Raw genomic sequence first — 21,721 nt, forward strand, 5'->3', positions numbered from 1 at the left:
TATCTGAAATTAATTATTTAAAAAATCTAAATTTTGATTTTTATGTAAAAAAACATACGCTTTTTTCCAATTTTTTTTAATCACTATATTTTTTCCTTTGCGTTTCCTTTTCCCTTTCACATTTAAAACATTAACTTTTTTAACTTTTAATTTAAACATTTTGAAAACAGATAATTTTATTTCCCGTTTAGTAGAATTTTTACATACCTTTAAAACAAGAACATTATTTGCTCCTCTACATCCATGAGATTTTTCCGAAACATGAAAAGAATATATTATATGAAATAAAAACTCTTGATTCATCATGAAAATTTTTCCTCAAGATTTTTTAAAGCTGATAAAGTAATTAAAATATTTCTATACTTTAATAGTAATACAGGGTTAACAAAATTTACTCCAATCGCTTTCACTTGATATAAATTCCTAGATGCTAATAATAATTCCTTAGATAAATTTTCTTGTATAATCATAGAATTTACATGTATATCAAATTTTTCTAATTTTTTTATTAAAATTTTTGTTTTAGGAATATTAATATTAAAATCCTTAAAAACAATTAAACGTTTCTGAGAAATTAATTTAGAAAATATACACTTCATTGCTCCGCGATACATTTTCTTATTAATCTTTTGAAAATAGTCTCTGGTTTTTGCAGCAAAAGTTACACCACCTGAACGCCAAATCGGACTTCTAATAGATCCCACTCGAGCTCTACCCGTCCCTTTTTGACGCCAAGGTTTTTTACCTGATCCAGAAACTTCAGATCTATTTTTTTGAGCTTTAGTCCCTTGTCTACAAGAAATCAAGTAAGACTTTAAAACTTGATTTACTAAAAATTTATTAAAACTACATTGAAAAATTAACTTAGAAAGTTTAACATATTCATTTGTATCTTTTAATCTTATTTCCATTTTATATACCTCCTTAACTTTTTTTCACAGATGGCTTAATAATTAAATTGCCATTCAAAATCCCAGGAACAGATCCTTTTATCAAAAGATATTTCTTTTTAACATCTATCTTAATGATAGATAAACTTTGTATAGTTACTCTTGTATTTCCTAAATGACCAGCCATTTTTTTCCCTTTAAAAACTCTTCCAGGAGTTTGATTTTGACCAATAGAACCAGGAGCTCGATGAGATAAAGAATTTCCATGAGAAGCATCCTGTGAAGAAAAATTCCAACGTTTAATAGTTCCAGAAAATCCTTTACCTCTAGATATTCCTGTGATATCAACTTTTTTAAAATTTTTTAAAAAATCAATATAAATTTTTTGCCCAACAAAAAAACTATCATTACAAGAAACTTTAAACTCCCACAAACCACGTCCAGCTAAAATATTATTTTTTTTAAAATGCCCAAGTTCTGGCTTATTTAAAGCGCGTAATTTTTTTGTTCCAGTAGTTAATTGTACTGTAAAAAAATTTTTACAAGGGTGAGTTTTAATCTGAGTAATTCTATTTTCTACAATTTCAACTACTGTCACAGGAATAGAATTTCCTTCCTTACTAAAAATTCTTGTCATTCCAAGTTTTTTACCCACTAATCCAAGCACAATTTTATAAACTCCTAAAAGTAAAATGATTAACCTAAACTTATTTGTACATCAACACCAGCAGCAAGATCGAGTCTCATTAAAGCATCAACAGTTTTTTCAGTAGGCTCAACAATATCTATTAATCTTTTATGAGTACGAATTTCATATTGATCACGTGCATCTTTATTTACATGAGGAGAAACCAAAATAGTAAATTTTTCTTTTCTTGTAGGTAAAGGTATAGGACCACAAACTCGTGCACCTGTTCTTTTTGCTGTTGCAACAATTTCTGCAGTAGAGTAATCTATTAATTTGTGATCAAAAGCTTTCAAACGTATTCTAATTCTCTGGTTCTGCATAATCTCAGAACTCCAATTATTGGATTATAGTAAAAACTAAAAATTACTCTCCATAAAAAATTAGAGAGTATTTTAGAATAATTTCTTCTAATAAATCAATTTATTGATATTAGAATTTCAAAAAAATTTCATTAATTATCTATAAATAATATTATAAAAACAAAATTTTTACAAATTAATGCTAAATATGAAATTTTATAAATATATTTTATCAAAAATAATATCTTTACAAATTAAAATTAAAAATTTTTCACTTAGAATAAAAAAATCAAGAAAAGCAAAAATCTTTTCTTGATTTTTATTAAAAAATTATTCAAATCAATATATCTAACTGTAAAATGAAGAATTAACTAATCACTTTAGAAACCACTCCTGCGCCTACTGTTCTACCACCTTCACGAATAGCAAAACGCAATCCTTCCTCCATAGCTACTGGATTAATCAATGTTACAATAATTTTTACATTATCTCCAGGCATTACCATTTCCATATCCTTAGGCAACTCAACAAAACCTGTTACATCAGTTGTTCGAAAATAGAATTGAGGTCTATAACCTTTAAAAAACGGTGTATGTCTTCCACCTTCTTCTTTAGATAAAACATAAACTTCTGATTCGAACTTAATATGTGGTAAAATACTTCCTGGTTTAGCTAAAACTTGACCTCTTTCTATATCGTCACGTTTAATTCCTCTTAATAATACACCAATATTTTCTCCAGCACGACCTTCATCTAATAACTTCCTAAACATTTCTACACCTGTACAAATTGTTTTTGTAGTAGGTTTTATTCCAACAACTTCAACTTCGTCTCCAACTTTTATAATACCACGTTCAACTCGTCCAGTAACTACAGTACCTCTTCCTGAAATTGAAAAAACATCTTCAATCGGTAATAAAAAAGATCCATCAATTGCTCTTTTAGGTTCAGGAATATAATTATCTAAAAAATTTGATAATTCTACTATCTTTTCTTCCCATTTAGGATCACCTTCTAATGCTTTCAAAGCAGATCCTCGAATAATTGGAGTTTCATCACCAGGAAAATCATATTGAGTTAAAAGATCTCTTACTTCCATTTCAACTAATTCTAACAACTCTTCATCATCTACCATGTCACATTTATTTAAAAAAACAACAATATAAGGAACTCCTACTTGTCTTCCAAGTAATATATGCTCACGAGTTTGCGGCATTGGTCCATCAGTCGCTGCAACAACAAGTATAGCTCCATCCATTTGCGCCGCTCCAGTAATCATATTCTTTATATAATCAGCATGACCTGGACAATCTACATGTGCATAATGTCTGTTTTTAGTATCATATTCAACATGTGATGTATTTATTGTAATACCTCGTGCTTTTTCTTCTGGAGCATTATCAATTTGATCGAAAGCACGTGCAGATCCACCATAACTTTTAGATAAAACAGTTGTAATTGCTGCAGTCAATGTTGTTTTACCATGATCAACATGACCTATAGTACCAACATTAATATGAACTTTATCACGTTTAAATTTTTCTTTTGACATAGTCTACCTTTAAATAAAATATAAAATAAAAATTTATTAAAAATATTATTCTTTTATTTTTTCTTTTCAATAATATTTTGAGCTACATTAGTAGGAGCTTGAGAATATTTTAAAAATTCCATTGAATACAAAGCTCTTCCTTGTGTTTGCGATCGTAAATCAGTTGCATACCCAAACATTTCTGACAAAGGAACCAAAGATTTTATAACCTTGATATTATTATTATTTAACATACTTTCAATAATTCCTCTTCTTCGATTTAAATCACCGATCACATCTCCCATATATTCTTCAGGAGTTTCTACTTCGACAACCATTATCGGTTCTAAAAGAATCGGTTTTGCTTTCTTAAAACCATTTTTAAATGCAATAGAAGCAGCTAATTTAAAAGCAATTTCAGAAGAATCAACATCATGGTAAGAACCATCATGTAAAATAACTCCAATATCAACTACTGGATAACCAGCCAAAGGTCCAAATTTTAACTGTTCTTGAATCCCTTTATCTACAGCAGGAATATATTCTCCAGGAATAATTCCACCTTTAATCTTATTAATAAACTTATATCCTTCAGATCCTGGTTCTAAAGGAAAAATATCAATTACAACATGTCCATATTGTCCTCTACCACCGGATTGTTTAATATATTTTCCTTCAATATTTTTTACATCAATACTAATTGTTTCACGATACGCAACCTGTGGTTTACCTATATTTGCATCAACATTAAACTCTCTTTTCATTCGATCAACAATTATTTCCAAATGTAACTCACCCATACCAGAAATAATTGTTTGATTGGATTCCTGATCAGTCCAAACTTTAAAAGATGGATCTTCTTTTGCTAATCTATTTAATGCAATACCCATTTTTTCTTGATCAATTTTAGTTTTTGGCTCAACAGCAATAGAAATAACAGGTTCAGGAAACTCCATTTTCTCTAAAATAATAGAATTTTCAGGATCACATAATGTATCTCCAGTACTAACGTCTTTTAAACCAATCGCTGCTGCTATATCTCCAGAACGTACCTCTTTAATTTCTTCTCTTTTATTCGCATGCATTTGGACTATTCTACCCAAACGTTCTACTTTATTTTTAATAGAATTTAAAATTGTATCTCCCGAACGAATCACACCTGAATACACTCTAAAAAAAGTTAAATTTCCAACATATGGGTCACTAGAAATTTTAAATGCAAGTGCGGAAAAAGGTTCTTTATCTTTGTCTTCCGCAATAGCTAAAGATTTTTTTTTTGAATCATGTAAAACTCTAGAAACAGAATTAACATCACTTGGAGAAGGAAGAAAATCGATCACAGAATCCAATAATGCTTGAACTCCTTTATTTTTAAAAGCAGAACCGCAAGTAATTATAATAATTTCATTTTTTAATGATTTTTCTCTTAATACTTTTTTAATTTCATCCTCAGAAAAGCACTCTTCGTTTAAATATTTATTCATAAAAAATTCATTAAAATCTGCAACTAATTCAATAATTTTATTATTTTCTTTTTTCGACTGAGATAATAAATTTTCTGGAATATCTTTATAAATAAAAGTAATTCCTTTATCTTGTTCATTCCAATAAATCGCTTTCATTTTAATTAAATCAATAACACCAACAAAATTCTCTTCTGATCCAATCGGCAATTGTATAGGGACTGGAATAGCTCCTAATCTCTTCTCAATTTGATCAACTACATTAAAAAAATTTGCTCCTAAACGATCCATTTTATTTATAAAAGCAATTCTTGGAACTTTATATTTATTTGCTTGTCTCCACACGGTTTCTGATTGCGGTTGAACACCTCCTACAGCGCAATATATCATAATCACTCCATCTAAAACACGCATCGAGCGTTCCACTTCAATAGTAAAATCAACATGACCTGGTGTATCTATAATATTAATACGATGAGAAGAATATTGATTCGCCATCCCAGACCAAAAAGTTGTAGTAGCAGCAGAAGTAATAGTTATACCTCTTTCTTGTTCTTGTTCCATCCAATCCATTGTTGCTGCCCCGTCATGAACTTCTCCAATTTTATGATTTACGCCAGTATAAAATAAAATTCTTTCTGTAGTAGTAGTTTTCCCTGCATCTATATGTGCGCTAATACCAATATTTCTATAATTTTTGATAGGTGTCAATCGTGCCATTCTATTCCTTAAAATTTTTATTACCAACGATAATGTGCAAAAGCTTTATTAACTTCAGCAGTTTTATGTAATTCTTCTTTTTTTTTAACAGCATTACCTTTATTCGATATTGCATCAAATAATTCATTTAATAATCTAATAGACATTGATTTATCTGTTCTTTTTCTAGCTGATGCAATAATCCAACGCATAGCTAAAGCATTTCTTCTAATTGGTCGAACTTCAATAGGTACTTGATAAGTTGATCCTCCTACTCTTCTAGATTTTACTTCTACTATTGGACGAACTTTTTCTAATGCGCTTTCAAAAGAATCTAAAGGATTTTTACCAGTTTTTTTAGATAATTTTTTTAAAGCATCATATACAATTACCTCAGCAAGAGATTTTTTTCCATTGATCATAAGTATATTAATAAATTTACTTAATAATTCAGAAGAAAACATAGGATCCGGCAAAATCTTTCTAGAGCCAATTACTTTACGACGAGGCATTTTCTCTCCTGTAATATATCTAACTTTATAATTTTCTTAATTTAAGCTTTCTTTTTTTTTACACCATACTTTGAACGTCCATTTTTTCTATCTTTTACACCAGAACAATCTAATGCTCCTCGAATAACATGATATCTAACTCCAGGTAAATCTTTGACTCTTCCTCCTCGAATTAAAACGACAGAATGTTCTTGTAAGTTATGACCTTCTCCACCAATATATGCTGTTACTTCTAATCCGTTAGTTAATCTTACTCTGCAAACTTTTCTCAAAGCAGAATTTGGTTTTTTTGGAGTAGTAGTATAAACTCTTAAACAAACACCTCTTTTTTGAGGACATCTATATAAAGCTGGTACATTACTTTTAAATTTCTTTTTTGTTCTAGATTTTCTGACTAATTGATTTAAAGTAACCATTTTTCTCCTATTTTATAAAAATTTATTTATAAAAAAATATATTTCTTATATTTGTTACCAAATTAACTGATTTTTATGATGTTCTGTTAACTTAACAAAACCTTGGTAATTAATTGGAATGAAAATTTTTGATATATCTGTAATATTTATTCCCCTAATAATTAAATCATTTAATAAAACATAATTTTTTCGTGTATTTAAAAAAACTTTTTTTAAAAAAATATTTTGCTTAATAGAAAATATTACACCATCTTGAATAACAATTAAATCATCTCTTTTTGTAAGAGATTTTATTAACAATCTTATATCACTTTTAAAAGGAGTATTTATTAAAATATGTAACACAACTCAAATCCTCTTAAAAATTTAAAATATGATCAAAATCATTTATTTTTTTCATGAATTTTCTAGTATTTAAAACTTTTATTGGGAAAAGAAAATTTTTTAAACTTAATACACCTCTATCCTTTAAAGATTGGTAATCACAATAAAAATTTCTGACACCTAAAAAAAATAACGCTTGAAATCTATCACTATAATTAGAAGAATAAACTTCTTTTATGTTTTTTTTTTTTAAAAATTGAAAAATTCCATCACTTAAAAAAAAAATTCCTATTTTCTTTGTATAAGGGGTAAGTGAAATAGCTAGATCTAATCCTTCTCTTCCAATATTATTTCCATGAGGAGAATGTGAAAAAATTACTGCAATATCTTTCATAAAAATTTTATTTCCACTCCAATACCAAACATTAAAACTTTACTACACGATCAGATTTTTGAATGTCCCTAGATAATTCTTCTAAATTAGATATTTTAAAAAAAATATCTAAATTTCCTTGTAAAGAATTATTACCAAAGAATTTTTTGAAATGAATAATCCCTCTATTTAATAAAGAACTAAAACATACACTTAATCTAATTTTATTTTGTAAACTAAATAAAATCCATTTCTTTCTTAAATCTAATATATTTGATCCTGCAGACAAAAACTTATTTGCATGTGACACTCCATCACAATAAAAAAAAACACTTTTTATTATATGTTTTCTCCTTATAATTAATGCATCAGAAAATAATAATGCACTAATAGAATTTTCTATTCCATATGCAGGACCAGTGACAATTACAGTATAAATCAAAAAAATCTCCTAAATATTAAAATATATATATAATTTAAAAATTTCTCACTAAAAAATATAAATTCTGCATATAATTTTATTAAACTATAAAAAATTATCTCATAAAATAATATTTTTTATACTTTTTTTTTTTATTTTTTTTTCAATTTTTTAATATTTTTTTTTTAATTTATCTTTTTTTTTTCGCTATTTTTTCTCGTAAAAATTTATATTTTATCTATAAAATTATTTCATAAAAAATATAAATATATATTTCAAAATAAATCATTTTTTCAATAATAATTAACTTAAACTATATTTTAAAAATATAAAAAAAAAAAAAAAAAAAATATGTCAATTATTTTAACTATATTTTTATTATTATTTAATAAAATACTAATAAATAAAAACTATTTTACATATAAATCTTAAAAAAATATTTCTATTCTAGAAAAAAATAATATTTTTATTTATAAAATGTTAAAAAATTATTTTTTTCATTTTTTATAAATTAATAATCTGAGAAATTATTTTTAATAAAAAAAATATTTTAAATTTTTATAATTCTTTTTATTACCACTAAAAAAATCACCATATTAATATTTTTAAATAATGTAATAATTTTTTTAGAATAATATGTATATTAGGAATAATCTCTGAAATAATCTGATATGTTCAAAATATATAAAAAATTTATCTTAAAAATATATATTAATTAAAAATGAATTTTTATTCATATCAATAATTCTTTTACAATAATTAATATTTTTTTTAATCAAGTTTTTATGAAATAAAATACATATTTATTAATAAATTTAATATAATTTTAATTTTTCAAATATCTATATAAAAATATAAAAAATATTAATATAAAAAATATTTTTTTTTAAAAAACATTTTTTTTATAAATACTTCATATTTATATTTACACAAATAAAAATTTAATAAAGTAAAGAAAAAATATTTAATTAAATTTATAAACTTAAAAATTAAAAAAAAATTTATAAAAAAATCATTAATTATTTATAAATATAAATAATCAAATAATAATAAAATTTTATATCATTTTTTTTACAATTTTTTTAATTTTTACAAACCATCTATATAAAAACTTTCTGAAATATTTATAATATTTATATTTATTTTTATAGAAAAATAAACGATATTTTTTTTACATAATAAATTTTATTTAAATCACTTTAAATGTTTTGATGTATCATAAATACAACATTTAGAAATTAATCTCTATAAAAAAATTCAATAATAATTAGTATTTTATTTATACAAAAAAAAAAAAAAAAAAAAAAAAATAAAACTTATTAATATTTAAAAAAATAATCAACTATAAAATGTAAAAATAAAATTTTCTCTTTAAAAAAATTGAACATCATATATTTTCCATATTTCTAACGTGATGACATATAAAGAAATAATCGAAAAAAAAATTTTTACGTATTTAAATAATATTTTATTAAATCTAAAATTTACTCAAATTTTTTCAATAATCCTAAAATTTTATATATATTTGATAAAGTCTTCTTAGCTATTTTCGATGCTCGCTGTGATCCTTTATAGAATATTTCCTTTAATAAAAATTTATTATTTCTATAAAAAAAAAACTTTTCTTGTATTTGAATAATATTTTTTATTAAAGCGTTATATACCTCTTGCTTTAATTCTAAATATGATTTTCCTAAAAAATACTTTTCTAAATCACATACAGACACGTTATTTAAAGTTGATAAAATAATTAATAAATTTGATATTCCAGGTTTTTTATCAATATCAAAAAATATTTTTGGAGGAAAATCCGAATCTGTAATTGAAGATTTTACTTTTTTTAAAATATCTTTAGGATTATCTAATAAAAAAATTGAATTTTTTAAATTACTATCCGATTTAGACATTTTTTTTTTAGGATTTAATAAAGACATAATTCTTGCACCTTTTTGAAAAATTAATATCTTAGGCACTTGAAAAGTTTTTCCATAAATAGAATTAAATTTCATAGAAATATTGCGAGTTAATTCTATATGTTGCTTTTGATCTTCTCCAACGAGCACTTTATCTGTTTTATATAAAAGAATATCAGATGCCATTAAGACAGGATAATTAAATAATCCAGTATTAATATTTTTTTTTAAATCTAATATTTTACTTTTAAATTGCGTCATTCTCATTAATTCTTTATAAGAAGTATAACAACTCAAAATCCAATTTAATTCAGCATGCTCGCTAATAGAAGATTGTATAAAAATAATACTTTTCTTAGGATCTACTCCGCATGATAAATATAATGCTAAAGTATCTAAAATAGATTTTTTTATAGATGAACAATTTTTATTACTTGTAACAGAGGTTAAAGAATGTAAATCTGCTATACAAAAAATACATTTATATTTTTTTTGCAAACCTTTCCAATGTCGTAAAACGCTAATATAATTTCCTATTGTTAAATTTCCTGAAGGTTGCATAGCACTAAAAACTGTTTTTTTTTTATTCATTAGTTTGTAAATTCTCAATTATAATACAATATCTTTCGATATTTATTTCTTTATATAAAAACTATTTATCTTCTCTCTAATTTTTTTAATAACAAATTGATAATTTGAATTTCTAAAAATATACGATCCCATAACAAAAATATCAGTTCCTGCTTTTAATAAAGAGTATATATGACACATTTTCACTCCTCCATCAACAGAAACATATATTTCTCGTTTACTCAAACGAATTTTTTTTTTAATTTTAGAAATTTTTTTTACAACATTAAAAATAAATTTCTGTTTAGGATATCCAGGATCTACAGACATAACTAAAATTAAATCTAATTTTTCTATAATATAATCTAAAACATCAATAGAAGAAGTAGGATTCAATGCTATTCCCACTTTACAACCGTAATCTTTAATAAGATCTAAAGTTCTATTTAAATGATAAGTAGATTCAGGATGAATTGTAATAAATGTTGCGCCTGCTTTTGCAAACAAAGGAATTAATGTATCTACAGGTTTAGCCATAATATGAACATCAATAGGACAAGAAATATTAAATTTCCTAATAGATTCTAAAACCATTGGACCAAATGTTAAATTTGGAACATAATGATTATCCATAACATCAAAATGAATTATATCTGCTCCTGCATCTAAAACATTTTTTATTTCTTTTCCTAAAATAGAAAAATTTGCTGATAAAATCGAAGGAGCTAAAAGTATTTTTTTCATATGTTATAACCAAAAAATGGAAGAAAAAAAACATTATTTTCATAAAAAAATTATATTTTTTCAAAAGAATTTTTTATTGATGATAAAATAACTTCTTCTTTGATATTATCATATATTTTTACTAATCCAATTTTAAATGGTAAAATCAATTTTATTTTTCCGTAAGAATTTTTTTTATCTCGTTTCATATATGAAATATAATTTAATAAAGGAATTTTTTTAGGAAAAAAAATTGGCAATTGAAATTTATTCAATAAAGAAATTATTTTCTTCACTTGAGAAATTTCTAATATACCTAAAATTTCAGCAGTGCGTGCAGATAAAATCATTCCTATAGAAATTGCTTCTCCATGTAAAAAATTTTTATAATTAGTACATGATTCGATCGCATGACCATAAGTGTGACCAAAATTCAATAATGCCCTCAAATTCTTTTCTTTCTCATCTAAAGAAACAATTTTTGCTTTTATTTTACAACATTTTTTCACGCAATATAATAAGCTTTTTTTCTCTAAATTAATTAATCTAAAAAATGTCTTTTCTAACCATATAAAAAATTTTTTATCAAAACTAATAGCATATTTAATAACTTCTGAAAATCCAGACAATAATTCTCTTTTTGATAAAGTAGATAAAAAAAACAAATCAATAATCACCACTTTAGGTTGCCAAAAAGTACCAATCATATTTTTCCCTAATGCATGATTGACACCAGTTTTTCCTCCAATAGATGCATCTACTTGAGCAAGCAAAGTTGTTGGAATTTGAATAAAACTAATACCTCTTTGATAAATAGAAGCTACAAAACCAGTAATATCTCCAATTACTCCTCCTCCAAAAGCTACTAAAACATCATTTCGACTACAATTTTTTTTCAATAATTCTTTTATAATATAATCTACTTGTTCAATTTTCTTATATATTTCTCCGTCAGATATTACAATAATATCAATATTAATATTATTTTTTTTGAAAATTTGTAAAATTTTTTTTGCCCATATAGATAACAATGTATTATTTGTAATTAAAAAATATCGTTTATTCTTAGAAAAATAAAATAAGAAATCTGATTTTTTAAATATTTTAAAACCAATAATTATCGAATAACTTTTTTTTTTTAGAGAAACAGAAATTTTTTTTATCATAATATGATCTTATAAAAAGTAATTTTAAAATAAAAGAAAATCATAAATTTAACGATTTAATAATATTTTGTACAATAGTTTTTGCGCTATAATTATCTGCATTAATTATAATGTCAGAAATTTTTTTATATAAATAATTTCGTTCTTTTGCTAATTTCTCTAAAGTAGATTTTAAAGAATCTTTATTTTGTAATAAAGGTCTATTTTTATCTTTTCTAGTTCTTAATAATTGTTTTTCAATAGTTATATTTAAATAAATAACTATTCCACGAGCAGATAAAAATTTTCGATTTTCACTTGAAAGTATAGATCCTCCCCCAGTAGCTAAAACAATTCCCTTTTTTTTAGTTAATTCAGAAATAATTTTTGTCTCTCTCTTTCTAAAACCAGACTCTCCTTCAATATCAAAAACCCAATTTATATCAGCACCAGTTCTTTTTTCAATTTCCTGATCAGAATCATAAAATTTCATCTGAAGATTTTTTGATAAATATTTACCTATTGTACTTTTTCCAGCACCCATAGGACCTATTAAAAATAAATTTTTATTTTTTTTCATATGAATATAATAATATAAAAAAGTTAAATAAATGAATAAATTTGTAATAAAAAATATAAATTTTAAAAAATTTATATAAAAAATTAATATTATTAAAAAAATTGACTTCAAAAATATAAAATATTTTTTACATATAAATATAAATATATAATAATGTATATGTTTAAATTTTATTAAATTAATCATTTTATAATATTTTTATATAAAAATATTAAAGATTTGCAATAAAGCTCTTGACGTTTTATATTTTTTTATTAAACTGAGTAAAAGTACTACAAAAAAGGTGAGATGTCCGAGTGGCTTAAGGAGCATGCCTGGAAAGCATGTATACGCACAAAGCGTATCAAGGGTTCGAATCCCTTTCTCACCACCAAAAATAAAAAAAAAAAAAAATAATATTTCAATTATAATTTCGAACAGTTTAACTATAATACTCTAAACCTTTTCTTATATCATGAAAATAATCTTTACTTACTAAAAGTAAGTAAAAAAAAATACATGTTAATATATCTCAACTGAAAATTTTTTAAGAATCTAAAATATATAAAAAAATAAAAATTTTCTAATCTATTTGTAAAATATTTAAAATAATAAAAAATTTTTTAATTTTCTGATAAAAGAAATATTAAATATATATCTTAAAAAAAAATAAAAAGATTTTTTTAATATAATTTAAAATTAAAAATAAAAAAATATATAAAAATAATTTTTATTATAAAAAAAATTATTCATAAATTGAATTCAATCATTTAACTTCTAATATGAAAAACTTTTTTAAACCTCAAAACACTTCATAAACTCATCATTTTTACATTATATTTATTCTTATTTCTTAAATAAATATATATTGATAATACAATAATTTATAAGTACATGATATAACATTTTATTTTTTCTAGAATATTAAAAAGTTCATCTTAAAAATTCATCATATTATATTAATTTTCATATTAAGTATACAAAAAATTTTTATTTATATATTTCAATCTAAAAAAATTTTTTGATATATTAGTTTATAGAATAAAATTTTTGAAAATTTATATATAACATAATTATACTTATAATACTAATACACATAAAATAATTTTTAATAAAAATATTTTTTTTAAACTTACTCAAATAACTTTATACAAAATTAAAATTTTTAAAATTATGGAAATCATTAAAAAATATTCTTATATTATATATTTTAAAAAAAAAAGTATTCTCTAACAAAATTAATATTTTTTTTTAAATAAAAGTATTTTTTATAAATAAAAAATATTTATTTTAAATTAATATTTATTGCATATGAAATAATTCAATTCATTAAAAAATTTAAATTTTTTTAAGAAAAATATACTTTAAAAAAAATAATTTTATTATTTATAACAACATGGAAAAATTTTATTTCAAATATTTATCTTAAATAATATGAATTTTATAGAATTTTAATAATTATAAAAAATCTTCATCTTTACAATAATTAAATGAATTATAAATTCATACAAATAATATTAAAAAATAAAAAATAAAAAACATGTATTAAACAAAATAACTTTCTGAATTCACTGTTCTCTTAAAAATTTTTAAAAATTCAAAAATATAATTTTATTTTTTTTAAAATCTCTTCATTTCTGAAAAATATATATCTTTATATTGAGATTTAATTAAATTTAATTTAAAAATATTGGTCGTAAAAAAAATTATTTCATTATCATTATCATAAGCTAAAAATAAATCATTTTCTTTTTTAAATATCTCAAATGCTTTTTTATTCGTACTAGAAATCCATCGAATAATAGATATATCTGTTTTTCTATATTTTGCTACAACATGATATTCTATTTTTAATCTTTCTAAAACAATATCAAATTGTAATTTTCCTATAACACCTAAAATTAAAGAACGATCTATAAAAGTTTGAAAAAAACTAATCACCCCTTCTTCTGATAATTGCTTTAACCCACGTAATAATTTTTTTTGCTGAAAAGAATCTTTCAAATAAATAATTTTAAAATATTCTGGAGCAAACTTCGGAACTTCAATAAAATTAATTAATTCACCTTCTGTAAAAGTATCTCCAATTTTAATATCTCCCATATGATGTATTCCAATAATATCTCCAGGATACGCTTTTTTAATTAAACACCTTTCTCCTGCAATAAAATTTACTGCATTTTTAATAATTTTAATTTTTTTTGTTCTAACATGATAAAATTTCATTCCTTCTGTATATTTTCCAGAAACTATTCTAATAAAAGCAATTCTATCATGATGCTTAGGATTCATATTTGCTTGTATTTTAAAAACAAAACCTGAAAAATACTTCTCAATAGAAAAAACTTTTCTGGTCAAACTATTCCTAATTTTTGGATAAGGAGCCCATAAAACTATTTTATTTAAAATATTTTTAATCCCAAAATTATTTAATGCGCTTCCAAAAAACAAAGGCGTTTCTTTTCCTTGCAAAAATTTTCTTTTATTAAATGAATTATAACAAGATTGAATTAACTCTAAATCTTCTAACAACTGTAATATTTCATTCTTTTCTAAATACTTTCTTAAAAAAAAATCATTATGATTTAAAAAAATATTTTTTTTAATTACTTTTATTAAAGAATTTTGCGTAAATAAAGAAATTTTATTAGTATAAATATCATAAATTCCTTTAAAGAGTTTTCCGCAACCAATAGGCCAATTTATTGGAACACAAAAAATTTTTAATTTTCTTTCAATATCATCTAAAATTTTAATATAATTATAGGTATTTCTATCTATTTTATTAATAAACGTTATTATGGGAATTTTTTTAATACGTGCAACTTTCATTAATTTTTCTGTTCTAGATTCAACACTTTTAGAACCATCTATGATAATCAAACAACAATCTACTGCAGTTAAAACTCTATATGTATCTTCTGAAAAATCTTCATGACCTGGTGTATCTAATAAATTTATATGATATCCTAAATAAGAAAAACTCATAACAGAAGTATTTATAGAAATTCCTCTTTGTCTTTCAATGTCCATCCAATCTGATTTTGTATATTTTTTAAATCTTTTTGGTTTTATAATTCCTGTTTGATGAATAACTTTACCTAATAATAAAAATTTTTCTGTAATAGTTGTTTTTCCTGAATCAGGATGAGAAATAATGGCAAATGTTCGTCTTCTCTTAATTTTAGAAATATCTTTTTGATCTAAAATTATCTTTTTCATTAAAGCAAATTTTTCTCTTTTAAATGACATAAAATTTTCAAATTATAATAATGTATCCAAAAATTTCACATTTCACATAATACTTTCTTATGAAGATATTATGATCTTAAAATACATTATAGAAATAATATTCAAAGAATACGAAAAACTATTAAAAAAAAAATTACTTGTAATAAGATTTACAAAATCTCTCTAAATAATAAATTGAAAAAAAATTTTATCAATACTGATATTTTTAAAAAAAAAATTAATAATAAGAATGAATATCATGTATATGCTTAGTTACATCAATAACTTTTGTTAATTTTTTAAAATTATTTAATAAACGTTTCTCTACCATATCCTTTAAAGTTGTACTCACCATAGAACAACCATTACAACCTCCCTGAAATTCAATCATAGCTTGATTTTTTTTGTTCACTTCTATTAACACAACTTTTCCACCATGTGAAAAAAGAAATGGATTAATATGTAATTCAATAAAAGAATTAATTTCTTCTTGCAAAGAATAATCATTCTTTTGAAAAGTTTTTTTCAAATCAGGAGCATTTAACATTAACTCAAAATTTAAATCACTTTTGACTAATTTTATTTCAGATTTCTTTAAATATGGTAAATCTCTTTTATTAATATATATATTAAAATTACTAAATTTAATTTCTTTTTCCTGAGTAAGAACATCATCAATATGAACATATTCCATATGACAAGAAGCATCCTCTTTTCCAAAATTTTTAATAAAAATTCTGACATGTATATTTTTTTTTTTATAAAGTAATCTAGAAATATATTCTTGTGCATTTTTAGATATTTTAATCATAATTTTTATTACTTACGTGCAAATTAACAATAAATTAATTTTATCTTAAAAATAAAATTAAATATATATTTTAATTATAAAATTTCTTTAAAAAAGATAAAAAAATTTATACAATAAAATTAAATTTACTAAAAAAAAATAAAAATTTAATAAATTATGATAAAAAAATTTACTGTAATATTAATACATGGTCTAGGATTTAATAAAAAAATTTGGTTTTATCTAAAAAAAAAATTAAAAAAACACTTTAATGTACATACAATAAATTTACACATACCAAAAAAAAATAAAAATTTTTATTTAGAACTTCAAAATTTTATTAATAATACAATTATTTCAATACCAAAAAATTCTATATTAATAGGATGGTCTATAGGTGGTATAATAGCTACTCTACTCACTTTAAAAATACAAGAAAAAATAAAATTACTAGTGACAATTTCGTCTTCTCCATGTTTTATAAAAAAAAAATCATGGATTGGGCTAAATTTAAATAAAATAAAAAAATTAAAAAATGAGCTTAACAATAATTATTTTCAAACGATAAAAAATTTTTTAAAATTACAAAATTTAAATAAAAAAAATATTAAAATTTTATATAAAAAAATTATCAATTCTTCAAATAACAATCCTCAATCAATAAATTTTAATACAAAAATTTTAATAAAACTAGATACTCGAAATTTAATTAAAAAAATACATATTCCAATTTTTAGAATATATGGAAAATTTGATATAATAGTACAAAAAGATGTTAAATATTATGTAGATAAAATTTTAAAAAATGAAAACTCTATTATTATAAATCATGCAAATCATGCTCCTTTTATATCTCATTTAAATTTATTTTATAAAATTCTTATAAAAAAAATAAGAAAATATATTGATTTATAAAAAATGAAAAATATAATTTTATCTCTAAAAAAATTTTTAAAAATGTTTATTAAAAATTTTTAAATAATTTTTCTTTTTTAAAATGGAATTTCATCTTCAAAATCCATATTTGTATCATCATGTAGTAAAATTTTTTTATCATCTTCAAAAGAATCCTTCTTTTTTGAAAAAGTATTATTCACAGGTTTTGTGAAATTCTCTTTTTTTACACTTAAATTATTTTGTCGAGAACCTAACATTTGCATAGAACCATTAATATTTACTATTATTTCTGTCGTATATCTTTCAAAATTATTTTTATCTTTCCATCTTCTTGTTTGTAAAGAACCCTCAATATATACTTGTGAACCTTTTTTTAAATATTCACCAGCAATTTCAGCTAATTTTCCAAATAAAACTACTTTATGCCATTCTGTTTTTTCTTTAACTTCACCAGTATTTTTATCTTTCCAATTTTCTGAAGTAGCTAAATTAATATTTGCTACCGCTGAACCATTTGTCATATAACGAATATCAGGATTTTGCCCTAAATATCCTATTAAAATTACTTTATTTACTCCTCGACTAGCCATAATAAAATCTCCTAACTGAACACACAAAATATTATTCAAAAAAAATATATTTTATTAAATTATATATCATATATTGTATAAAAACTTGAAAAAAATAAAAATTTAAAAAAAAAGAAAAAACGTCAATAAATTTTAAATCACTCTGTAATAATAAAAATAAATATAAAAATTGCAAAACTTGTATTTCAAATAAATATAATTATATTATCTATTTGAAGTATAAAAAATATTTTTTAAATTTTATTTTTTTCGTTCATATTAATAAAAAATATTTTTTATTTATTGTTAATTTAATATGAATTGACATAAAATATATATTTTGTTTATTTTTTTAAAAAAATAAAACAAAAAAATTTTGAAAAAATTATAAAAAACAAATTTTCAATTTATAAAATATTTAAATCCTTTTCAAAAAAAAATATTCTAAAAAAAATTTTATATACAAATATATATGGCGAAAGTTTAACTATGTCTATAAAAAAAATAAAATACAATAAAAAAATTCTACCTAACTCTATTGAAGCAGAAAAATCTCTTTTAGGTGGATTAATGTTAAAAAATGAAAAATGGGATGAAATATTTGAAATTATCAGAAAAAATGATTTCTTTATTTATTCACATCAAATAATCTTTCAAGAAATGGAAATTTTAATAAATTCTCAAAAACCAATAGATTTAATCACGCTTTCAGAATCTTTAGAAAAAAAAAAATTTTTAGAAAAAATTGGAAATTTTTCTTATTTAGCCGAGTTATCTAAAAATACTTTCAGTACTTCAAATATTTCTACCTATGCAAATATTATTAAAGAAAATTCAATAATGAGAGAATTAATTTCAATTGCTGATAAAATTAAAAATATCAGTTATCACCCAAATGGAAAACAAAGTACAGAAATTTTAAATTATTTAGAATCACGTATATTTTCAATTACAGAAAAAAAAAGAAAAAATAACAACGGATTAAAAAATATAGAAGAAATCTTGAGTACAACAGTAAAAAATTTAGAAAAACTTCTTCAAGAACCTTATAAAAAAATTACTGGAATTGATACAGGATATCATGACATTAATGAAAAAACATTTGGTTTACAACCATCTGAACTGATTATTATAGCATCTCGACCTTCTATGGGTAAAACAACTTTTGCAATGAATTTATGTGAAAATATTTCTATGATGTATGAAAAACCGATATTAATTTTCAGTTTAGAAATGCCCAGTGAGCAAATTATAATAAAAATGTTATCTTCTTTATCTCGAGTAAAACAAAAAAACCTTCGTACAGGAAAAATTAATGATAAAGAATGGTCAAGAATTTCTAGTACAATCAACATATTACTCAAAAAGAAAAATATATACATAGATGATTCCTCTTATCTTACACCAAATGAAATTCGATCAAGATCTCGACGTATATATAAAGAAAATAAAGGTATTAGTTTAATTATGATAGATTATTTACAACTCATGAATATTCCATCTTTATCAGATAATCGAACATTAGAAGTAACAGAAATTTCAAAAAATTTAAAATCTTTAGCAAAAGAATTAAAAGTGCCAATAATTGCTTTATCTCAATTAAATCGATCATTAGAACAAAGATCTGATAAAAGACCAATTAATTCAGATTTAAGAGAATCAGGATCTATCGAACAAGATGCAGATGTCATTATGTTTATATATCGAGATGAAATTTATAATCCAGAAACAAATTTAAAAGGAATTGCAGAAATAATTATAGGTAAACAAAGAAATGGACCAATAGGTACAATACGTTTAACATTTAATAAAAAATGTTCAAGATTTGATAATTATGCCGAAAATATATATGAAAATGAATAAAATAAGATATTTTTTTAATAAAATTTTTCTCAATTTCTATCTTCAATTTAATCTAAAAATTTTTTTCAAGTATACAAAAAATTTTATATATAATTTCGGAAATTATTTGAAATAATTGATTTCAACACTATGAGGTAAAATAGATGAAAATTATTAATTTTAAAAATCATCTTTTAATTGCTATGCCAAAACTTTATAATTCATTATTTTATAAAACAGTAATATATATATATCAAGATCATGAAAAAGAAATTAATGGTGTTATAATTAATAAAAAAATTAATAATTTAACAACAAAAAAACTTTTTAATAAATTAAAAATTTATTCTTTAAAAGAAAAAATTTTAGAAAAAATAAAATATCCAATAATATTTGGAGGCCCAATAGAAAGAAACAAGGGATTAATTTTACATTCTTTAAAAAAGAACTTTCTTTCAGATATATATATTTCAAAATCAATTTCAATAACATCTTCAAAAGATATATTAGAAGCTCTAAATAAAAAAAATAATTTTAAAAAATTATTAATTATTTTAGGACATTGTGTATGGAGTCGAAACCAATTACAAAAAGAAATATTAAAAAATAATTGGTTACTCATTAAAGCAAATAAAGATCTTTTATTCCATACTTCTTTAGAGAAAAAATGGGAAAAATGTATAAAAATATTAGGCATCAAAGATATTAATACACTCACAATTGAACATGGAAAAATCTGAAAATGATTCTTTTAGCATTTGATTACGGAACGAAAAACATAGGAGTAGCTATTGGAGAAAGTTTTATACAAACTTCTCGAACATTAGATTGTATTTCTAGAAAAAAAAATAATCACTGGTTAAAAATAAAAAAAATAATATCAGAATGGGAGCCTTTAAAAATTATTCTTGGATTACCTTTAAATATACACGGAAAAAATCAAAAAACTACTTTAAAAACAAGAAAATTTTCTATGAAATTATTCAAAAAATTTCACATTCCAATACATCTCCAAGATGAAAGATTTACAACACAAGAAGCAAAATCTGTTTTATTTAATAAATATGGAAAGAAAAAACTAAATGTCAAAAACATAAATTCTACTTCTGCATTAATTATTTTAAGAAGTTGGTTATATCAAAATACATACAAAAATAAAAAATAAAATATGTCAAAAATAATAAAAAATATTCAAAATATATATGAAAAAATTTCTAATTTTTCTAAAAAAAATAAAATAAAATCTAGAAAAATAAAATTATTAATCGTAACAAAAAATCAAGGAACACACGTAATAAAAAAAATGATAAAAAATAAATTTGTATCTTTTGGAGAAAATTATTTACAAGAAAGTTTAAAAAAAATAAAAAAATTCAAAAAAAATAAATTAAAATGGCATTTTCTTGGGAAAATACAAAGTAACAAAACAAAACTTATTGCAAAAAATTTTTCATGGTGTCATACCATCGATCGCAAAAAAATTGCGTTTTTATTAAATAAACATCGTAATAATATCACACCTCCATTAAATGTTTTAATACAAATAAATATTAGCAATAACAGAAATAAAAACGGAACATCAAAAGAATCTTGTTTTCAATTAGCTGAATATGTAAAAAATCTTAAAAACTTACACTTAAAAGGAATAATGTGTCTACCAAATCTCAATTCAAAAAATGACGAATATCAAAAAATACAAAACATTTTTCAGAAAATGAAAAAAAAATATAAAAATATAAATACATTATCTCTTGGAACAAGCCAAGATTTTAAAAAAGCTATTCTATATGGTAGTACATTGATCAGAATTGGAAAAAAAATTTTTTCTTAATACAACTCAAATAAAAAAAACTAAATTCATAAAAT

General features: G+C 21.9%; 23 protein-coding genes and 1 tRNA gene. 6 read left to right on the forward strand and 18 right to left on the reverse strand.

The features are described from left to right. Positions 1 to 9: 9 nt before the first annotated feature. From M3Y47_RS01370 to aroK, 15 genes are all read right to left on the reverse strand, one after another. Entirely contained in the window at positions 10 to 303 is a 294-nt protein-coding gene (locus M3Y47_RS01370; protein ID WP_252839304.1) for a 50S ribosomal protein L23, read from the reverse strand. Next, positions 303 to 911, reverse strand: coding sequence for a 50S ribosomal protein L4 (rplD, locus tag M3Y47_RS01375; protein ID WP_252839305.1), 609 nt, complete (start codon positions 909 to 911; stop codon positions 303 to 305). Before rplD ends, M3Y47_RS01370 begins: the two co-directional genes overlap by 1 nt. 13 nt (positions 912 to 924) lie before the next feature. Then, positions 925 to 1,557, reverse strand: coding sequence for a 50S ribosomal protein L3 (rplC, locus tag M3Y47_RS01380; protein ID WP_252839306.1), 633 nt, complete (start codon positions 1,555 to 1,557; stop codon positions 925 to 927). A gap of 29 nt (positions 1,558 to 1,586) precedes the next feature. Then, entirely contained in the window at positions 1,587 to 1,898 is a 312-nt protein-coding gene (gene rpsJ, locus M3Y47_RS01385; RefSeq protein WP_252839307.1) for a 30S ribosomal protein S10, read from the reverse strand. 346 nt (positions 1,899 to 2,244) lie between these two features. Beyond that, positions 2,245 to 3,429: an elongation factor Tu gene (tuf, locus tag M3Y47_RS01390; protein ID WP_252839308.1), complete on the reverse strand. Its 1,185-nt coding sequence runs from the start codon at positions 3,427 to 3,429 to the stop codon at positions 2,245 to 2,247. A gap of 53 nt (positions 3,430 to 3,482) precedes the next feature. Then, positions 3,483 to 5,591: an elongation factor G gene (fusA, locus tag M3Y47_RS01395; protein WP_252839309.1), complete on the reverse strand. Its 2,109-nt coding sequence runs from the start codon at positions 5,589 to 5,591 to the stop codon at positions 3,483 to 3,485. 20 nt (positions 5,592 to 5,611) lie between these two features. Then, entirely contained in the window at positions 5,612 to 6,082 is a 471-nt protein-coding gene (rpsG, locus tag M3Y47_RS01400; RefSeq protein ID WP_252839310.1) for a 30S ribosomal protein S7, read from the reverse strand. A 41-nt stretch (positions 6,083 to 6,123) separates the two neighbouring features. Next, positions 6,124 to 6,498, reverse strand: coding sequence for a 30S ribosomal protein S12 (rpsL, locus tag M3Y47_RS01405; RefSeq protein WP_252839311.1), 375 nt, complete (start codon positions 6,496 to 6,498; stop codon positions 6,124 to 6,126). Positions 6,499 to 6,552: 54 nt separating this feature from the next. Beyond that, entirely contained in the window at positions 6,553 to 6,843 is a 291-nt protein-coding gene (gene tusB, locus M3Y47_RS01410) for a sulfurtransferase complex subunit TusB (RefSeq protein ID WP_252839312.1), read from the reverse strand. A 13-nt stretch (positions 6,844 to 6,856) separates the two neighbouring features. After that, complete coding sequence (tusC, locus tag M3Y47_RS01415; protein ID WP_252839313.1) at positions 6,857 to 7,216, reverse strand: sulfurtransferase complex subunit TusC; 360 nt, start codon at positions 7,214 to 7,216, stop codon at positions 6,857 to 6,859. 31 nt (positions 7,217 to 7,247) lie between these two features. Continuing rightward, positions 7,248 to 7,637 carry a sulfurtransferase complex subunit TusD gene (gene tusD, locus M3Y47_RS01420; RefSeq protein ID WP_252839314.1) on the reverse strand — a complete coding sequence of 130 codons (390 nt, stop codon included), beginning with the start codon at positions 7,635 to 7,637 and terminating at the stop codon, positions 7,248 to 7,250. Positions 7,638 to 9,100: 1,463 nt separating this feature from the next. Then, positions 9,101 to 10,120 (reverse strand): tryptophan--tRNA ligase, encoded by a 1,020-nt coding sequence (gene trpS / locus M3Y47_RS01425; RefSeq protein ID WP_252839315.1) that lies wholly within the window; start codon positions 10,118 to 10,120, stop codon positions 9,101 to 9,103. 42 nt (positions 10,121 to 10,162) lie between these two features. Next, on the reverse strand, positions 10,163 to 10,843 hold the full coding sequence (gene rpe / locus M3Y47_RS01430) for a ribulose-phosphate 3-epimerase (protein ID WP_252839316.1): 681 nt from the start codon (positions 10,841 to 10,843) through the stop codon (positions 10,163 to 10,165). A gap of 50 nt (positions 10,844 to 10,893) precedes the next feature. Continuing rightward, entirely contained in the window at positions 10,894 to 11,988 is a 1,095-nt protein-coding gene (gene aroB / locus M3Y47_RS01435; protein ID WP_252839317.1) for a 3-dehydroquinate synthase, read from the reverse strand. A 40-nt stretch (positions 11,989 to 12,028) separates the two neighbouring features. Further along, the gene (gene aroK / locus M3Y47_RS01440; RefSeq protein ID WP_252839318.1) at positions 12,029 to 12,547 is read right to left on the reverse strand and encodes a shikimate kinase AroK; all 519 of its coding nucleotides are present in this window, start codon (positions 12,545 to 12,547) and stop codon (positions 12,029 to 12,031) included. A 282-nt stretch (positions 12,548 to 12,829) separates the two neighbouring features. On the opposite strand from aroK, the gene M3Y47_RS01445 reads away from it, so the two are divergent. Beyond that, positions 12,830 to 12,920: transfer RNA gene (locus M3Y47_RS01445), tRNA-Ser, on the forward strand. A 1,226-nt stretch (positions 12,921 to 14,146) separates the two neighbouring features. Here M3Y47_RS01445 and M3Y47_RS01450 read toward each other — a convergent pair. Continuing rightward, positions 14,147 to 15,778, reverse strand: a complete 1,632-nt coding sequence (locus tag M3Y47_RS01450) for a peptide chain release factor 3 (protein WP_436835287.1) — start codon at positions 15,776 to 15,778, stop codon at positions 14,147 to 14,149. 217 nt (positions 15,779 to 15,995) lie between these two features. Next, entirely contained in the window at positions 15,996 to 16,568 is a 573-nt protein-coding gene (locus M3Y47_RS01455; RefSeq protein ID WP_252839319.1) for a NifU family protein, read from the reverse strand. A gap of 156 nt (positions 16,569 to 16,724) precedes the next feature. On the opposite strand from M3Y47_RS01455, the gene M3Y47_RS01460 reads away from it, so the two are divergent. Next, positions 16,725 to 17,462 (forward strand): alpha/beta fold hydrolase, encoded by a 738-nt coding sequence (locus tag M3Y47_RS01460; protein WP_252839320.1) that lies wholly within the window; start codon positions 16,725 to 16,727, stop codon positions 17,460 to 17,462. Positions 17,463 to 17,539: 77 nt separating this feature from the next. Here M3Y47_RS01460 and ssb read toward each other — a convergent pair whose 3' ends face one another. Then, positions 17,540 to 18,034, reverse strand: coding sequence for a single-stranded DNA-binding protein (ssb, locus tag M3Y47_RS01465; protein WP_252839640.1), 495 nt, complete (start codon positions 18,032 to 18,034; stop codon positions 17,540 to 17,542). 468 nt (positions 18,035 to 18,502) lie between these two features. On the opposite strand from ssb, the gene dnaB reads away from it, so the two are divergent. From dnaB to M3Y47_RS01485, 4 genes are all read left to right on the forward strand, one after another. Further along, entirely contained in the window at positions 18,503 to 19,876 is a 1,374-nt protein-coding gene (gene dnaB / locus M3Y47_RS01470; RefSeq protein ID WP_252839321.1) for a replicative DNA helicase, read from the forward strand. Between the two features lie 143 nt (positions 19,877 to 20,019). After that, a complete protein-coding gene (locus M3Y47_RS01475) occupies positions 20,020 to 20,595 on the forward strand; it encodes a YqgE/AlgH family protein (protein WP_252839322.1) in 576 nt (191 codons plus the stop codon). Between the two features lie 2 nt (positions 20,596 to 20,597). Beyond that, positions 20,598 to 21,020 (forward strand): Holliday junction resolvase RuvX, encoded by a 423-nt coding sequence (ruvX, locus tag M3Y47_RS01480; RefSeq protein WP_252839323.1) that lies wholly within the window; start codon positions 20,598 to 20,600, stop codon positions 21,018 to 21,020. Positions 21,021 to 21,023: 3 nt separating this feature from the next. Next, the gene (locus M3Y47_RS01485; protein WP_252839324.1) at positions 21,024 to 21,686 is read left to right on the forward strand and encodes a YggS family pyridoxal phosphate-dependent enzyme; all 663 of its coding nucleotides are present in this window, start codon (positions 21,024 to 21,026) and stop codon (positions 21,684 to 21,686) included. The last annotated feature ends 35 nt before the right edge of the window (positions 21,687 to 21,721 follow it).

The sequence above is a fragment of the Buchnera aphidicola (Sipha maydis) genome, assembly GCF_024029855.1.
Lineage (GTDB): Bacteria > Pseudomonadota > Gammaproteobacteria > Enterobacterales > Enterobacteriaceae > Buchnera_J > Buchnera_J aphidicola_BI.

Bases quoted from the DNA above. Each gene is read 5' to 3' on its own strand.
- tuf (WP_252839308.1), bottom strand. From the start codon at position 3,429: ATGTCAAAAGAAAAATTTAAACGTGATAAAGTTCATATTAATGTTGGT.
- rpsL (WP_252839311.1), bottom strand. From the start codon at position 6,498: ATGGTTACTTTAAATCAATTAGTCAGAAAATCTAGAACAAAAAAGAAA.
- aroK (WP_252839318.1), bottom strand. From the start codon at position 12,547: ATGAAAAAAAATAAAAATTTATTTTTAATAGGTCCTATGGGTGCTGGA.
- fusA (WP_252839309.1), bottom strand. From the start codon at position 5,591: ATGGCACGATTGACACCTATCAAAAATTATAGAAATATTGGTATTAGC.
- rpsG (WP_252839310.1), bottom strand. From the start codon at position 6,082: ATGCCTCGTCGTAAAGTAATTGGCTCTAGAAAGATTTTGCCGGATCCT.
- aroB (WP_252839317.1), bottom strand. From the start codon at position 11,988: ATGATAAAAAAAATTTCTGTTTCTCTAAAAAAAAAAAGTTATTCGATA.
- rpe (WP_252839316.1), bottom strand. From the start codon at position 10,843: ATGAAAAAAATACTTTTAGCTCCTTCGATTTTATCAGCAAATTTTTCT.
- M3Y47_RS01475 (WP_252839322.1), top strand. From the start codon at position 20,020: ATGAAAATTATTAATTTTAAAAATCATCTTTTAATTGCTATGCCAAAA.
- trpS (WP_252839315.1), bottom strand. From the start codon at position 10,120: ATGAATAAAAAAAAAACAGTTTTTAGTGCTATGCAACCTTCAGGAAAT.
- M3Y47_RS01460 (WP_252839320.1), top strand. From the start codon at position 16,725: ATGATAAAAAAATTTACTGTAATATTAATACATGGTCTAGGATTTAAT.
- dnaB (WP_252839321.1), top strand. From the start codon at position 18,503: ATGTCTATAAAAAAAATAAAATACAATAAAAAAATTCTACCTAACTCT.
- M3Y47_RS01450 (WP_436835287.1), bottom strand. From the start codon at position 15,778: ATGTCATTTAAAAGAGAAAAATTTGCTTTAATGAAAAAGATAATTTTA.
- rpsJ (WP_252839307.1), bottom strand. From the start codon at position 1,898: ATGCAGAACCAGAGAATTAGAATACGTTTGAAAGCTTTTGATCACAAA.
- rplD (WP_252839305.1), bottom strand. From the start codon at position 911: ATGGAAATAAGATTAAAAGATACAAATGAATATGTTAAACTTTCTAAG.
- tusC (WP_252839313.1), bottom strand. From the start codon at position 7,216: ATGAAAGATATTGCAGTAATTTTTTCACATTCTCCTCATGGAAATAAT.
- M3Y47_RS01370 (WP_252839304.1), bottom strand. From the start codon at position 303: ATGAATCAAGAGTTTTTATTTCATATAATATATTCTTTTCATGTTTCG.
- M3Y47_RS01485 (WP_252839324.1), top strand. From the start codon at position 21,024: ATGTCAAAAATAATAAAAAATATTCAAAATATATATGAAAAAATTTCT.
- ssb (WP_252839640.1), bottom strand. From the start codon at position 18,034: ATGGCTAGTCGAGGAGTAAATAAAGTAATTTTAATAGGATATTTAGGG.
- ruvX (WP_252839323.1), top strand. From the start codon at position 20,598: ATGATTCTTTTAGCATTTGATTACGGAACGAAAAACATAGGAGTAGCT.
- M3Y47_RS01455 (WP_252839319.1), bottom strand. From the start codon at position 16,568: ATGATTAAAATATCTAAAAATGCACAAGAATATATTTCTAGATTACTT.